Consider the following 14,257-nt stretch of genomic DNA (forward strand, 5'->3'; position numbering starts at 1 on the left):
GTTACGATTAATCTAGTGCTGCGTCACGGACGATGCCCCCTCTTCCCTCTCTTCAGCAAGGAGCTTGTACATGACCCGTCTGTTGCTGCCCCTTGAGCATCACCCGCACACGCAAGACCTGGCCGACGACGCCATGCTGGAGCAACTGAAAAAGCTGCCACGCCGTGTACAACAAGTGTTCCTCCTCAGCCGCCTTGACCAACTGAGCTTTGCTGACATCGCCAAACGCCTGGACCTGCCCGCACTGTCCATAGAGCGCCACATGAACCAGGCCCTGCAGAGCGTACGCCCAACGCATGACGCCTTGGCCAGTCGCGCTGGCCAGTGGTATGTACGCTTGCAAAGCCCGCAGGTTACCGCCAGCGAGCGCATCGACTTTCGTCGCTGGCTGGACGCCGCGCCCGAGCATCGTGAAGCATTCCACGCCACCGAACTGCGCTGGCGCACGCTGTTGGCGCCGGCCCGGCAACTGGGCCACGACGCCTGGTACCGTCAGGCCGGCGCGGCATTGTCGGTCGGCGGCTGCTCGGTAGCCATCGGGCTTGTCATGGCAGCACTGGCAGCGATCGGTTTCTGGTCCTGAGCCAGACGTGTAGAGTGAGGGTCACAACAACTCTACAGGAGCCTGGTGATGAGTGTGACGCTGCCCCCTTTGCACATCGACTGCGATTTCGATTCCGGCAATATCCTGATCAATGACGCCAGTGACCCACGCCGCACACTGCTGGCGATTCGGCCTGATACGCACAGCGATCATTTTCAGTGGTTTCACTTCAAAGCCAGCGGCCTGACCCCAGGCCAGCGCCACAGCTTTGTTCTGGAGAATGCCGGTCAGTCGTCTTACAACGAAGCCTGGACGGGTTATCAGGCGGTAGCGTCGTACGATCAACAGCAGTGGTTTCGTGTGCCTACCGCGTTTGACGGCAAGGCCCTGAGCTTTGCCCTCGACGCTGAGCAACCACAGGCCTGGTTCGCCTACTTCGAACCCTACCCCCGCGCCCGCCACAATCAACTGATCGAGCGCGCCCGCAGCCTGCCTGGCGTCACCCTGCTGGCCACCGGGCGCAGTGTCGAAGGCCGCGACATCCCGTTGCTGCGCGCCGGTGACGGTGCCGACGGCAAACGCAAGATCTGGATCATTGCCCAGCAGCACCCCGGCGAACACATGGCCGAGTGGTTCATGGAAGGCGTGATCAACCGTCTGCAAAGCAATGACGCTGGCGTGCAGGCCCTGCTGCAGGAGGCCGACCTGTACCTGATCCCCAACATGAACCCCGATGGCGCGCTACGCGGCCACCTGCGTACCAATGCGGCGGGCCAGGACCTCAACCGTGCCTGGCAGAACGCAAGCACCGAGAAAAGTCCGGAAGTACTGTTTGCCCAGGTGCAAATGAAACAGCACGGTGTCGACCTGTTCCTCGACGTGCATGGCGACGAGGAAATTCCTCATGTGTTCACCGCAGGCTGCGAAGGCAACCCCGGCTTCACCCCGCGCCTGGCCGAGCTGGAAAAAACCTTCCGCGACAGCCTGTGCGCACGCACGGCCGACTTCCAGCAGGTTCACGGCTACCCACGCTCGGCCCCGGGCCAGGCCAACCTGACCCTGGGGGCCAACAGTGTCGGTCAGGCTTATGAGTGCCTGTCACTGACCCTGGAGATGCCGTTCAAGGACCACAACGATGCACCCAACCCGGTCACCGGCTGGAATGGCCAACGCTCGCAAGCGCTGGCGCATGCCGTGCTGGATGTCATCGGGCAGATGATCCCGCGCCTGCGTTAGGGGTTGCCTCAGGCCTGACCGTGGGCCTTGTGCTTGAGCTTCTCGGTGTCGACCCGCACGAACACCGAGTCGGCACTCACGGTCAGCACATCGCCGGCCCAGACCTCACAGATCACCCGGCTCTTGCGCCCTGGCTCACCTTCGACCCGGGCCTTGAGCAGCAGCTCGACGCCCATCGGCGTGGGTTTGAGGTAGGTCAGGTTGAGTTGCCCGGTGACGCAGTCGATGCGTGGCAGGCTCCCCGGCTCGCGCTCTTCGGCGCGGTAGTGATAGGCCATGGCCGTCCAGTTGGAATGGCAATCGACCAGCATGGCCAGCAGGCCACCGTAGACCAGCCCGGGCCAGCCGAGAAAGGTGCTGTCGGGCGAGTGTCGGCAGACCAGATGAATACCGTCGGCATCCCAATGGCTTTGCAAGTGCAGACCGCTTGGGTGGGAGCAACCGCAGCCGTAACAGACGCCCTCGGGGGCGGCCAGTTCCTGAATGGACAACAGGGGGTTATTCATAAGCTTCCTGATTGTTGTTTTGGAGGGAAAGCGTTGCCGATAGTACCGTTCTGCACAGCAAAAGCCCATGAACAGGTCATGGGCTTTTGCTGCATCGCGCATTCAATGCGCATGCGTTCGAACAGGGCAACGCTTTGCCTTCCCGCCCCCGGCTGATACTCAGGCCCGGGTTACAGCCCCAATTCCTGCGGGGTGAGCATGTCGCATTCAAAAGCGATCCAGCCGCCTTCCAGCTCAGCGTGGCCGTTGACGATCGGGCCGTAGTAGCTCAGGCCGTTGTCCAGGGTCACACAGATGTGCGTCGCCTTGTCGGGGGCCGCCAGGGTGCCAACGAAATGCACCTTCTTCAGCGTCTCGGTCACGGCCTCCAGGCCGACCCGAATCGCGACGTTCTCCACCGCTTCGACATCTTCGTGCAGATCGTCGCTGACGGTCACGGTGGCTGTGTAGTTGTACATGCTTGAACTCCAACGACAAAGATCGGCGTCTACTGACGCACGCGGCCGCATAGGGTAATAGAGTGTCGAGGAAAAATCCCGTGCACTTCGACATCCGGCAGGCGCAAAGACTGGTATTGTGCGCCCCCGCCAAGACTATTCTGGGACAACACATTGACCGCTGAACAACCCCTGATCGCCGATTTGTTTGAAGTCGACAAGCGCCTGAGCCTCAAGCCCGTGGTGGATTTCAACACTTACCTGCTCAAAGCCTTCGGCGACGGCCCGTGCCGTTGCAGCCGCTGCCTGGCGGCTGGCGGTGATGAAGCGGGTTTCGAGCACGCACACACTTTCGTGCTTGAAGGCCAGAGCGTGCATCGACGCTTTGCCACCACCGCTGGCAGCGACGTGCTGCTGGTGCTGAAAAAAGCCTGGCTGTCGTACACCAAGGTCGAGCTGTCGCCACTGGGCACGCTGGACATGGACACCCTGCGCGCCTTCGTCGAACCCGAGCTGCGCAAACGCCTGGCGCCCTTGCTGCTGGCCAGCGGCCTGGTCCGCGAGGTTGAGGGGCAATGGTTGTTGCAGGCTCAAGCCGGCGACTGACCCATGCCCTGCCCGCTCCTGGTGCCGGACCAGGAGCGCGGCCGCTTACCCGCCTAGCGCCAATGCATAAGGCCCCTCGGCCAGCTGTTCACGCAGAAACGCCACGCAACTGCGCACCTTGGCCGAACTGCTCGAGCGCGCCGCCGTCACCGCCCAGACGTCTGCGGGCTGGTAGTACGCCGGTAACACCCGCACCAATGACCCCTCCTGCAGGTTACTGACCAGGTCCCAGTAAGACGCCATGATGATGCCGTGCCCATCCAGCGCCCACTGGCGGACGATATCGCTGTGGTTGGCAGCCATGGGCCCGGTGACTTTGACCGTCTCGGCGCCTTGCGGCCCGACCAGGCGCCACACGCCGAAGCGGTCATCGCGGCTGCGAAACAGCAGGCAATCGTGCTGCGCCAGTTCTGCCGGCACCCGGACCGTGCCACGCCGCGCCAGGTAGTCGGGGCTCGCCGCCAGCACCCGTTTGTTCTCGGCGATGCGGTGGGCGATCAGGTGCTTTTCCTGCACCTCCCCCACGCGAATATCGATGTCGAAGTTCTCGCCAATCAGGTCCACCCGGCGGTCCATCAACTCCAGCCAGATATCCAACTGCGGGTGTCGATGGCGCAACAGCGAGAGAATCGGCGCCACATGCTCACGGCCCAGGCGCAAACTGGTGCTGATCCGCAGGGTGCCACGCGGTTCACTGTGCGCTTCGGACAGCGCGTCGAACATCGACTCAACGTTTTCCAGGATCTTCTGCGCCCAGACAAACGCCGCCTCACCGTCGCTGGTGATGTTCACCCGCCGCGTGGTGCGGTTGAACAGCTTCACCCCCAACAGCGCTTCCAGGGTGGCGATGCGCTTGCTGACATGCGCAGGCGACAGGCCGATCTCGGTGGCCGCGCCAATGAAGCTGGAACGCCGGGCCACCTCGCAGAACAACTGCAGGTCGCGCAGCAACGGATCATTATTCGCTATCAGCGCATTCTGATTCTTCATTCAGCCCGATTATCTCCCCAGCGTTTTTTATTAGCCTCTCACAAAACCGCCGCTGCGGTCTGCCTTGTCCTACAAGAACAACGAGAGTGCCATGATCCCCTTACGCATCGCCGTTGCCGGCGCCGGCCTGATCGGCCGTCGCCACATTGAACTGATCCAGGCCAGCGGCGACTGCCAGCTGTGCGCGCTGGTCGACCCTGCGCCTGCCACCACAACGTTGGGGGAATTGACTGGGGTGCCGGTGTATCCATCGCTGCAAGCGTTGTTCAGCGAGCAACGCCCGGACGGCGTCATTCTCGCCACCCCTAATCAACTGCATGTGCAAGGTGCACTGACCTGTGTCGAACAAGGCGTGGCGGCGCTGATTGAAAAGCCGGTGGCCCACAGCCTTGAGGAAGGCAAACGGCTACTGGCCATCGCTGAGCAGCGCCAAGCGCGGCTGCTGGTGGGGCATCACCGCGCGCACAGTGCCATTCTCGATAAGGCCCGCGAGCTGATCAGCGAAGGCGTGCTCGGGGATCTGGTCGCGGTGATGGGCAGCGCGCTGTTCTACAAGCCTGCCGATTACTTCGACAGCGCGCCCTGGCGTTGCCAACCCGGCGGCGGACCGGTACTGATCAACATGATTCACGAAATCGGCAACCTGCGTTCGCTGTGCGGTGAGATTGTCGCTGTGCAAGCTCAGGCCTCCAACGCTACCCGCGGCTTTGCCGTGGAAGACACCGTGGCAATCAGTCTGCGCTTTGCCAGAGGTGCCCTGGGTACCTTTCTGCTCTCCGACACCGCCGCCAGCGCCCGCAGTTGGGAACAAACCGCCGGGGAAAACCTCGATTACCCCCGCTACACCGATGAAGACTGCTATGTGCTGGCTGGCACCCGTGGCTCGCTGTCGATCCCGAGCATGCGTCTGAAGTACTACGAACACCCCGAACAGCGCTCCTGGTGGACGCCCTTCAGCACCGCCGTTGCGCCTCTGCAAGCGGTCGATCCGCTCCAGCGTCAATTAGCGCACTTCTGCCAGGTGATTCGCGGTGACGTCCAGCCCCTGGTCAGTGTGCGCGACGGCTTGCGCAACCTACAGATCGTCGAAGCGATCAGCCAGGCCGCGCTCAGCGGCCAGACCATCGACACCAGCAGCCTCTGACACCCGCCTCTCTCACCACTCCATTGAACGGAACCTTGCCTGCATGACGAACGTGCTTGTACTCAACGGCCCAAACCTGAACATGCTTGGCCTGCGCCAGCCCGAGGTCTATGGCCACGAAACCCTGGCCGACCTTGAGCAGCTATGCCAGCAGACTGCCGAGCGGCTGCACCTGACGCTGGAATTTGCGCAGACCAACCATGAAGGGCAGATGATCGACTGGATTCACCAGGCGCGCGGCCGAGTCGATGGCATCGTCATCAACCCCGGCGCGTGGACCCACACCTCAGTGGCGATCCACGATGCGTTGATGGCCGCCGAAGTGCCGGTGATCGAAGTACACATTTCCAATGTCCATCGCCGTGAAGCCTTCCGTCACCACTCCTACGTCTCGCTGGTGGCCAAGGCGGTGCTGGCGGGGTTCGGCACCCACGGCTATGTCCTGGCCATCGAGCACTTTGCCCGTGGCCGTTGATTAACTTCAGTCTTCCAGCGGCTTGGGCGGTGCCGCCGGTTTGGCAGGCTTAGCCGGTTTGCCGGGTTTGGCATCGGCAGCCGGCTTGGCGTCGGCCTGCTTTTTCTCGGCCACGGTAGGCGCAACGATGGCCTTCTCTTCCGCCGGCAAGGCGTCTACCGCATCGAAAATCGATTGGGGCTCGACCGAGCCGTCATGCTTGATCTCATGTTTCTGGCCGTCCTTGCCGACCAGAATCACCTGGGTGCCATTGCGTGCACCCAGGCTCAGTTCGCGGATCAAGGCCATGGTGGTTTGCTGCTCAAGGTTTTTGTCATCGCGCTTGCCGATCATGCCGGCAACGCTGTAGAGCACCAGGCTGCGGTCATCGAAGGCTTTCTTGGTGGCCGGGTCTTTGAGCGCTTCGTTCAAACCGCGCAGGGTCGGGTCGGCGGTGCTTGGCGCAATGACTATCAAAGGGCGGGACTTGTACAGGTCCTGGTTCAAGGGGGCATCGTCAGCGAGGACGGGGCCGGCTATGGCCAACAAGGTGGCAAGGGTCAGTGACCGTACGAGCATGCGCATCTCCTTCAATTTCCATGCATCAAAGACTACAGATCGCGACGAAAGATCCGAGGTGCGAGCCTAAACTACAGGACGAAATCCGTGGACAAGTCAAAGGTAACTTCCGATTTCCATGTAAGGCCTTGACCCTGACCAGAACAGGCTGACATCTGATTCTGAGGATAGCTGATCTAAAGGAGCGGACCATGAGCATTGTCGATACCCTGCTGTTGTTGCTGATCCTTGCCACAGCCTTGGGTTGCGGCCTGATGGGCGGGTTGTTCTTCGCCTTCTCCAACTTTGTCATGACCGCCCTGGAGCGCATCCCGGAACAGAGTGCGGTAACGGCCATGCAGTCGATCAACAAGGTGGTGCTCAATCGCCTGTTCCTGGCCTTGTTCCTCGGCACCGCAGCCACCAGCATCGGCCTGCTGATCTGGGCGTATCAGCGCTGGCCACTGCCGGGCAGCCTGTGCATGGCCATCGGCAGTGCCCTGTACCTGGCCGGCAACATCGTCGTCACCCTGCTGTTCAACGTGCCGAAAAACCAGGCCCTGGCCCGCCTCGACCCGGCCAGCAGTGAAGCGGCGGCGGCCTGGCACCGCTACGTACCCAGCTGGAATCGTTGGAACCATGTGCGCACCATCACCGCGCTGGCAGCCGCCGCCTGGCTGATGGCCGCCCTGTGGCTAGCCCGCCCGTAGGCGCGTGCTAGCCCCGCGGGGCGATGTAACAGCAACCGCTAAAACAACCCCATCTGCCGATCGATCAGCGCCGTAAAGTCATCCTCCACAAACGGCAGAATGGCATCGGCCACCGGTTGCAGTTGGCGGGTCAGGTAGTGGTCATAGTCGATGGCTGAATGGCGGGTTTCCAGCGGCTCCGGGCCGGCCACGGTGATCACATAGCTGATCCAGCCGCCATTCTGGTACTGCCGTGGCCGCCCCTGACGCTGGTTGAAGTCATCAGCCATGCGCGCTGCCCGCACATGCGGCGGAACGTTGCGCTGATAGTCCGCCAGCGGGCGGCGCAGGCGCTTGCGGTAAACCAACAATTCATCCAGCTCGCCGGCCAGGGTCTGACGCACGTATTCGCGCAGGTAAGCCTGGTAGGGTTGCCGACGGAAAATGCGTTCGTACAGTTCCTGCTGGAATTGGCGCGCCAATGGCGACCAGTCGGTACGGACACTTTCCAGGCCCTTGAAGACCATTTCATCGCGCCCGTCGTTACGCTGCACCAACCCGGCGTAGCGCTTTTTGCTGCCTTCTTCGGCACCGCGGATGGTGGGCATCAGAAAGCGCTTGTAGTGCGTCTCGTATTGCAGCTCAAGGGCGCTGTCCAGATCGTAAGTGTCGCGCAAATGTGTGCACCACCATTGATTGACCTGCTGCACCAGACGGCGGCCGATGGCATCGGCATCAGCCTCGCTGTGCGCGCTCTTGAGCCAGACAAAGGTGGAGTCGGTATCGCCGTAGATCACTGTATAACCCTGAGCTTCGATCAACTCGCGGGTGCGGCGCATGATCTCGTGGCCGCGCAGGGTGATCGATGAGGCCAGACGCGGGTCGAAGAAACGGCAGCCACTGGAACCGAGCACGCCGTAGAAGGCGTTCATGATGATCTTCAAGGCCTGCGACAACGGCGCATTCTTTTCGCGCTTAGCGGTCTCGCGCCCCTGCCAGACGCGTTCGACGATCGCGGGCAAACAGTGATGAAGGCGCGAAAAGCGCGCACCACGAAAACCCGGAACCGAGGTGGCGTCACCCGGTTCACGCAGCCCCTCGACCAACCCCAGCGGATCGATGAGAAAGGTGCGAATGATCGAGGGGTACAGGCTCTTGTAGTCCAGCACCAGCACCGACTCGTACAAGCCGGGCCGCGAGTCCATGACAAAGCCGCCGGGGCTCGCCTCTTCCGGGCGCTCACCTTGATTGGGCGCGACGAAGCCCTGGCGATGCATCAGCGGGATGTACAAGTGGCCGAAGGCAGCGACTGAACCACCACTACGATCAGCCGGTAAACCGGTGACCGTCGCCCGTTCCAGGAGGAAGGTCAGCAGTTCGGTCTTGGCGAAGATCCGCGTGACCAGCTCGCAGTCCTTGAGGTTGTAGCGTGCCAGGGCCGGTTTGTCCTCGGCAAACATGCGATTGATTTCATCCATGCGCTGATACGGGGTATCAATGGCCTTGCCTTCACCGAGCAGGGTTTGCGCTACGTTTTCCAGGCTGAACGAAGGAAAGCTCCAGGTCGCCGAGCGCAACGCCTCGATGCCATCGATGATCAAACGGCCACTGGCCCCGGCAAAGAAATGCGTGCGACTGCCGTGTTCGCGCCACTCCATCGGCTCACCGTCGCGGCCCAGGCACAGGGGAACCTGCAACTGCTCGGCGTGGGCCTGCAACACGCGCAGGTCGAACTGCACCAGGTTCCAGCCGATGATCGCGTCCGGATCATGCTGCGCCAGCCATTGATTCAGGCGCTCGAGCAACTGCGCCCGACTGTCACAGTAGTCCAGGTCGAAATCCACCTCGCGGTCATCGCCATTGGCCGGGCCAAGCATGTACACCTGGCGCTGGCCGCAGCCCTCAAGGGTAATCGAATACAATTCGCCGCGTTCGGTGGTTTCGATGTCCAGCGACACCAGCTTCAGCGTTGGCCGGTAGTCGGGCGCCGGTTTGAGCAAGGCATCCTGCACCACGCCCTGCTCATCGGGCGTGCCACTGAAACTGACCGGGGCGGTGATGAAACGCTCCATCAGGTAGCGATCGGGCGGGCGGATATCGGCTTCGTAAACCTGCACCCCGGCAGCACGCAGGCGCTTTTCCAGCTGGATCAACTGGCGATGCTGGCGGCAGTACAAGCCCATCACCGGGCGCTGCTCAAAATCGCGCAGTTCAAGCGGGCGTAACGCTACCCCGCGTTCACTGCGCAACACCGTCTGTGCCTGCTGGCGGTGCGTCGCCGGGATGAAAGCCACAGAGGTTTGCAGCGGCACGCGCAAGCGACGCGGGCCTTGGTCGGTGGCCAACCAGAACTCGACGCAGGTCCCTGCCGGGGTATCGCGCCAATGTCGGGTCAGGACAAAGCCCTGCTGTAACTCCACCACTACAACCTCTGAACCACCTGATCTGTGCTGCGATTCTACCCCAGCACCGCAGCGGCCGAGCAGCCGTATCGAGTATTAGTCATACAAATAGTCGTAGCCCTGGGCAGGCAGTTGCGGCACTTGCGCCAGCAGGTAATGACCCAGTGCCTGAATCTGTCGGGCCTGTGGGCTGGATTTGAGCCAAGTCAGGTAATAGCCCTCGCCGGTCGACACCGCCTGCGGCAACGGCGGCACCAGGCGCCCGGCGGCAAGTTCTGTGCTGGCCAGCAACAGGTCGACCACCGCAACCCCCGCACCTTGCTGGGCCGCCGACATGCCTTGATCCAGGGTATCGAACAGTTGACCACGTTCAAGCCCGGCGGGCGACGCACCGAGGCGCGCCAGCCAACGCCGCCAGTCGCGGCGGTCTGCCGAGCAGTGCAGGTAATCAGCGCGTTGCAGGCCGTCCAGCCCTGGCCCGAGCGTTGCCTGATAACCAGGACTGCACACCGGCAGCAACCACTCATCGAACAGCTTGAGGCTGTCGACATCGGCGGCAAAACGGCCGTCAGCCAAGAGCATCGCGGCGTCATAGGGCTCGCTGTAGAAATCGACACTGTCGATGTCCATCCACACGCTGGACAGTTGCACATGGCTGGCTGGCACCGACTGACGATAGCCCTCCAGTACCCCGAGCAGCCAGCGGGTGGTCAGGGTCGAAGGTGCTTTCAGGCGAATGCTGTTGCGCTCCTTTTTCAGCAGCGCGCAGGCGTTGTCGATAATTTTGAAGCCTACTTTCAACTCTTGCGCCAATACCCGCCCGGACTCGGTCAGCGACAGTTTAGGGCCACGGCGTTCAAACAAGGCGCAGCCAAACAAACCTTCGAGGGTTTTGATGTGGTGACTGATAGCCCCTTGGGTCAGCGCCAGTTCCTGAGCGGCGCGGGTAAAGGAGCCATAACGCGCGGCCACCTCGAACGCCCTTAAGGCCAGCAATGCAGGAATACGTTCGGACATAGGCCACCTGAGGCATGAGCAGGACTAATAGAAAGCCATAGCAACAGTCGTTTTACAAGGCGCGGGGGGCTGCCGAAAATGCCCACACACCTGACGACCACCGAGCCTGCCAATGAACACCGCCCTGCTCCTGACCTACGCACTGACCGTTTTGCTGCTGATTGCCACGCCCGGCCCGGTGGTTGCCCTGGTGGTCAACACAGCCGCCAGCACTGGCCGCCGCCAGGCGCTGTGGACCGCCGTCGGCACCAACGGTGCCTCGCTGGTGCTGATCGCACTGGCCGCCAGCCTGATTCTTACCAGTGCGGTGATCGCCCCCCATGTGCTCAGTGCGCTGAGTGTGGTGGGCTGCCTGTTCATCGGTTACCTGGCCATTAGCGGCCTGCGTCAGGCACTGACACCCAACGCGGACGTTGCGCCGCCTGACCGCGTGCGTGGAGGCCTGTGGAAAGGCTTTGCCATCGGCTTGTCGAACCCGAAAGACATCCTGTTCTTCATGGCCTTTTTCCCGCAGTTCATCCACATCACCAGCCAGACAAGCCACAGCCTGTTACTGCTTTCGCTGGTTTGGGTGATTCTCGATATGGCGATTCTGGCGGCGTACATTCTGCTGACCAGCACCTTGGCGAGCCCACAACATCAGCGGCTGATCGGCCTGGCCAGCGGCGCGATGCTGCTGGTGATCGCCTTGGCAGGGCTGTTTTACAACCTTCGGACATTTTGGTCCTAAGGCTTGCCCGGTAGGAGCGGGCTTGCCCCGCGATGCGATGTGCCAGATAAATCGCATCGCGGGGCAAGCCCGCTCCTACCGGCCAGTCATCACTTGGACACCATGTTGCGTGGCTTTCGAGAACGCCCCTACAAAGGTTAGAATGGTCGCCTTTGCCCAGGCCCCTTCGAACCCTACTATGGACAGTTGGATTGAACCCTGAACCTCAGCGTACCGTTATTCAATTGATGCCCAGCCCTCAAGCAGTGCCCTCCTCAGGCTTTACCCGGTTGCGTGCACGCCTCTGCTCCTTCTTATTAGCCATATTGGTGCCCGGCTGCGCGCTGGCTGACGGCTTGCGCATCGACCCGCACGCCGACCTGCTGTATCGCCAGGCCGTGACACTGCTGGAGCAAGCCGAACATCAGGCCGACAGCTTCAGCCTCAAGACCAGCTCCACCGACCAGGACCTGGCGCAACAGGGGCAAGCTCTTGGGCGAACCCTCACCCCTGCCGTCAGCCTGCTGACCAAAGCCGTGGAGCTGGACCATCCGGTCGCCCGTTATCGCCTGGCGTTGTATTACATGACCTACCTGCCCACCGAGCAGATTCCAGTTGCCGCTTGCCCGCTACTGCAAACCAGCCTTGCGCAGGGTTTTGCACCCGCGGCACTGGGGATCGAAGCCTGGTGCACCGACTACCGTGACAGCACGGCGTTTGGCAAAAACCTTGAGCATGTCCAGGCCATAGCCAACCGCTACGCCTCCTATTACCCGCAACCGGCCGAGCGTCTGCTGTGCAATCCCGAACAACCTCAGGGCCTGGCCCTGCAATGGGGACGCCAACGCGACTTCCAGGCCGAAATCTACCGTTTGCAGGGCAACAGCCAACCCGATCAACGCCAGCGTTACTGGCAAAAAGCGGTTGATCTGAACGGTTGCTTTGCCGTACGCCAACGTCTGCTCAGCAAGCATTTTTGACCCGCCCTGGCGCCAGGTGAGCCTGAACAGCAAGATCGTTCAAGTCACCTGCGCGCAGCTCTGGCATGCTGTGCAACCTTTTCCAGTTGTTGCAGATAGCCATGTCCAGCCCACCCTTCGCCCGCCAGGCCTTTACCCGCGGCGCAATCGCCATCCTGCCATTGTCTTTGGCGGTCGCCCCCTGGGGGCTACTCGCCGGCTCAATGGCCATCGAAGCCAACCTCACCCCTTGGGAAGGCCAGGGGCTGTCGGCCATCGTTTTCGCCGGGGCGGCACAGCTGGTGGCCATTGGCATGCTCAAAGGCGGAGCGAACCTGTTCTCGATCCTGTTGACTACCCTGCTGCTGACCTCCCAGCACCTGCTCTACGGCCTGTCGATGCGCCCGGTACTGTCAGGGCTGCCTACCCGCTGGCGGCTGGGCCTGGGATTCTTGCTCACTGACGAGTTTTTTGCTCTCACCAGCCAGTACGACCAACAGCAGTTCAACCGCTGGTATGCGTTAGGCGTTGGCCTGACCTTCTACATCGCCTGGAACCTGTTCACCCTGGCGGGCATTATTCTTGGCCAAAACATCCCGCACCTCGACCAGTTGGGCCTGGATTTCTCCATCGTCGCCACCTTTGTTGCCCTGATCGCCCCGCTGGTGCGCAATCTGCCCACCGTGGTGTGCGTTGCGGTGTCGTTGTTCAGCTCTGTGCTGTTCAGCTTCTGGCACTGGGAAACCGGCCTGGTGGCAGCCGGCCTGCTGGGCATGAGCGCCGGTTTCATCTGCCAGAAATTCAGCGGAGCACGCTCATGATCTTTGCCTTGATTGTCGGGATGGGCCTGCTGGTATTTCTCAACCGCTACGCATTCCTTGAACCACGCTTGCCGCTGCGCCTGAGCTCCAACGCCCGGCAATTTCTCGGTTTTGCCGTGCCGGGTATGTTGACCGCCATCTGTGGGCCGATCATTTTCCTGCCTGGTCATCAACTCGACCTGAGCCTGAGCAACCCGTACTTGCTCGGTTCAGTGGTGGCCGTGGTGCTGGTGCTGTTGACCCGCAGCACCTTGATCAGCATGCTGGTGAGCATGATGTTCTTTTTCGTCTTTCGCTGGTGGTTGAACGGCAGCCCATGAACGCAGCACCGCAGGAACAGACCCACTTCTGGCAAGCGCCGGCGCTGGGAGATGTCGAGATGCTTCACGCTCGATATTTCCAGCAACGCTTTGCGCCGCATGTGCATGAAGGCTATGCGATCACCATCATCACCTCGGGTGCCCAGCGTTTCTGGCATCGTGGCAGCGATCATGTGGCGGCGGTGGGCAGCATGGTGCTGATCAACCCCGATGAAATGCACACCGGCGCCAAGGCCCATGAACAGGGCTGGCGTTATCGTGGCTTGTACCCACAAGGTGAACGTATCACCGGTGTGCTGGATGAGCTGGATATCAAACGCGACGGCCTGCCGCGCTTCGAGGCCAGCGTGCTGCACGATCCGCAACTGGCCAAGGCGTTCAACTGGCTGCACTGCCTGGCTGAACAGGGTGCCAGTGACCTGGAGCAACAGAGCGCGTGGCGCGAGGCCGTGCTGATGCTGGTGCACCGCCATGCCCGCATCGGTAGCCCGCGCGAGCCTGGCAACGAACCCTGCGCCGTGGCACGAGCCAAAGAGCTGATGGAAAGCTGCCTGGCCGACCCACCGTCACTGCAGGATCTGGCCAGTGCGGTCAATCTTTCACCTTTCCACTTCGCCCGGGTGTTTCGCCAGGCCACCGGTTTGCCTCCGCATGCCTGGCTCAAACAGCGGCGCCTGAGTCGCGCACGGGAACTGCTGAAGAACGACTGCCTGCCGTTCAACGTGGCCTTTGCTTTGGGGTTTTCGGATCAGAGCCATTTGAACCGGCAGTTCAAACAGGCTTATGGGGTGACGCCAGGGGAATACCGCCGGGCGTGTGTGGGTTAGGTAGGAGCGGGCTTGCCCCGCGAGGCGATGTGTCAGAT

17 protein-coding genes are annotated in these 14,257 nt (G+C 61.8%); 11 read left to right on the forward strand and 6 right to left on the reverse strand.

The window, feature by feature from the left end:
* The first annotated feature begins 70 nt into the window (after positions 1–70).
* Together ACP6KB_RS15105 and ACP6KB_RS15110 are read left to right on the forward strand one after the other, a co-directional pair.
* Positions 71–583 (forward strand): DUF4880 domain-containing protein, encoded by a 513-nt coding sequence (locus ACP6KB_RS15105; RefSeq protein ID WP_442107788.1) that lies wholly within the window; start codon positions 71–73, stop codon positions 581–583.
* Positions 584–631: 48 nt separating this feature from the next.
* The gene (locus ACP6KB_RS15110; protein WP_442107790.1) at positions 632–1,780 is read left to right on the forward strand and encodes a M14 family metallopeptidase; all 1,149 of its coding nucleotides are present in this window, start codon (positions 632–634) and stop codon (positions 1,778–1,780) included.
* A gap of 8 nt (positions 1,781–1,788) precedes the next feature.
* On the opposite strand, the gene ACP6KB_RS15115 is transcribed toward ACP6KB_RS15110, so the two are convergent.
* Both ACP6KB_RS15115 and ACP6KB_RS15120 read right to left on the reverse strand, forming a co-directional pair.
* Positions 1,789–2,286, reverse strand: a complete 498-nt coding sequence (locus ACP6KB_RS15115) for a PaaI family thioesterase (RefSeq protein WP_442107792.1) — start codon at positions 2,284–2,286, stop codon at positions 1,789–1,791.
* A 170-nt stretch (positions 2,287–2,456) separates the two neighbouring features.
* Positions 2,457–2,744: a hypothetical protein gene (locus ACP6KB_RS15120; RefSeq protein WP_128325072.1), complete on the reverse strand. Its 288-nt coding sequence runs from the start codon at positions 2,742–2,744 to the stop codon at positions 2,457–2,459.
* A 153-nt stretch (positions 2,745–2,897) separates the two neighbouring features.
* On the opposite strand from ACP6KB_RS15120, the gene ACP6KB_RS15125 reads away from it, so the two are divergent.
* Complete coding sequence (locus ACP6KB_RS15125) at positions 2,898–3,329, forward strand: hypothetical protein (protein ID WP_442107795.1); 432 nt, start codon at positions 2,898–2,900, stop codon at positions 3,327–3,329.
* A 45-nt stretch (positions 3,330–3,374) separates the two neighbouring features.
* Here the strand turns inward: ACP6KB_RS15125 and ACP6KB_RS15130 are convergent, their stop codons facing one another.
* Entirely contained in the window at positions 3,375–4,319 is a 945-nt protein-coding gene (locus ACP6KB_RS15130; protein WP_442107797.1) for a LysR family transcriptional regulator, read from the reverse strand.
* 91 nt (positions 4,320–4,410) lie between these two features.
* Between ACP6KB_RS15130 and ACP6KB_RS15135 the strand changes: the two genes are divergently transcribed.
* Together ACP6KB_RS15135 and aroQ are read left to right on the forward strand one after the other, a co-directional pair.
* A complete protein-coding gene (locus tag ACP6KB_RS15135) occupies positions 4,411–5,463 on the forward strand; it encodes a Gfo/Idh/MocA family protein (protein ID WP_442107799.1) in 1,053 nt (350 codons plus the stop codon).
* 43 nt (positions 5,464–5,506) lie between these two features.
* Positions 5,507–5,938, forward strand: a complete 432-nt coding sequence (gene aroQ, locus ACP6KB_RS15140; RefSeq protein ID WP_442107801.1) for a type II 3-dehydroquinate dehydratase — start codon at positions 5,507–5,509, stop codon at positions 5,936–5,938.
* A gap of 6 nt (positions 5,939–5,944) precedes the next feature.
* On the opposite strand, the gene ACP6KB_RS15145 is transcribed toward aroQ, so the two are convergent.
* A complete protein-coding gene (locus ACP6KB_RS15145) occupies positions 5,945–6,496 on the reverse strand; it encodes a DUF4174 domain-containing protein (RefSeq protein ID WP_442107803.1) in 552 nt (183 codons plus the stop codon).
* A gap of 191 nt (positions 6,497–6,687) precedes the next feature.
* On the opposite strand from ACP6KB_RS15145, the gene ACP6KB_RS15150 reads away from it, so the two are divergent.
* On the forward strand, positions 6,688–7,185 hold the full coding sequence (locus ACP6KB_RS15150; RefSeq protein ID WP_442107805.1) for an anthrone oxygenase family protein: 498 nt from the start codon (positions 6,688–6,690) through the stop codon (positions 7,183–7,185).
* Between the two features lie 38 nt (positions 7,186–7,223).
* Here ACP6KB_RS15150 and ACP6KB_RS15155 read toward each other — a convergent pair whose 3' ends face one another.
* On the reverse strand, positions 7,224–9,584 hold the full coding sequence (locus ACP6KB_RS15155) for a DNA polymerase II (protein ID WP_442107807.1): 2,361 nt from the start codon (positions 9,582–9,584) through the stop codon (positions 7,224–7,226).
* 78 nt (positions 9,585–9,662) lie between these two features.
* The gene (locus ACP6KB_RS15160; RefSeq protein WP_442107809.1) at positions 9,663–10,583 is read right to left on the reverse strand and encodes a LysR substrate-binding domain-containing protein; all 921 of its coding nucleotides are present in this window, start codon (positions 10,581–10,583) and stop codon (positions 9,663–9,665) included.
* 112 nt (positions 10,584–10,695) lie between these two features.
* Here ACP6KB_RS15160 and ACP6KB_RS15165 point away from each other — a divergent pair, with 112 nt between their 5' ends.
* The 5 genes from ACP6KB_RS15165 (at position 10,696) to ACP6KB_RS15185 (ending at position 14,219) form a co-directional block, all read left to right on the forward strand.
* Entirely contained in the window at positions 10,696–11,313 is a 618-nt protein-coding gene (locus tag ACP6KB_RS15165; protein WP_442107811.1) for a LysE family translocator, read from the forward strand.
* A gap of 308 nt (positions 11,314–11,621) precedes the next feature.
* The gene (locus ACP6KB_RS15170) at positions 11,622–12,272 is read left to right on the forward strand and encodes a sel1 repeat family protein (RefSeq protein ID WP_442107813.1); all 651 of its coding nucleotides are present in this window, start codon (positions 11,622–11,624) and stop codon (positions 12,270–12,272) included.
* Positions 12,273–12,373: 101 nt separating this feature from the next.
* Positions 12,374–13,072: an AzlC family ABC transporter permease gene (locus ACP6KB_RS15175; protein WP_442107815.1), complete on the forward strand. Its 699-nt coding sequence runs from the start codon at positions 12,374–12,376 to the stop codon at positions 13,070–13,072.
* A complete protein-coding gene (locus tag ACP6KB_RS15180) occupies positions 13,069–13,392 on the forward strand; it encodes an AzlD domain-containing protein (protein ID WP_442107817.1) in 324 nt (107 codons plus the stop codon). The genes ACP6KB_RS15175 and ACP6KB_RS15180 overlap by 4 nt, the downstream gene beginning before the upstream one ends.
* Entirely contained in the window at positions 13,389–14,219 is an 831-nt protein-coding gene (locus ACP6KB_RS15185; RefSeq protein WP_442107819.1) for an AraC family transcriptional regulator, read from the forward strand. The genes ACP6KB_RS15180 and ACP6KB_RS15185 overlap by 4 nt, the downstream gene beginning before the upstream one ends.
* Positions 14,220–14,257: the final 38 nt, after the last annotated feature.

This window comes from Pseudomonas sp. NUPR-001 (assembly GCF_052147955.1).
Taxonomy (GTDB): Bacteria; Pseudomonadota; Gammaproteobacteria; order Pseudomonadales; family Pseudomonadaceae; genus Aquipseudomonas.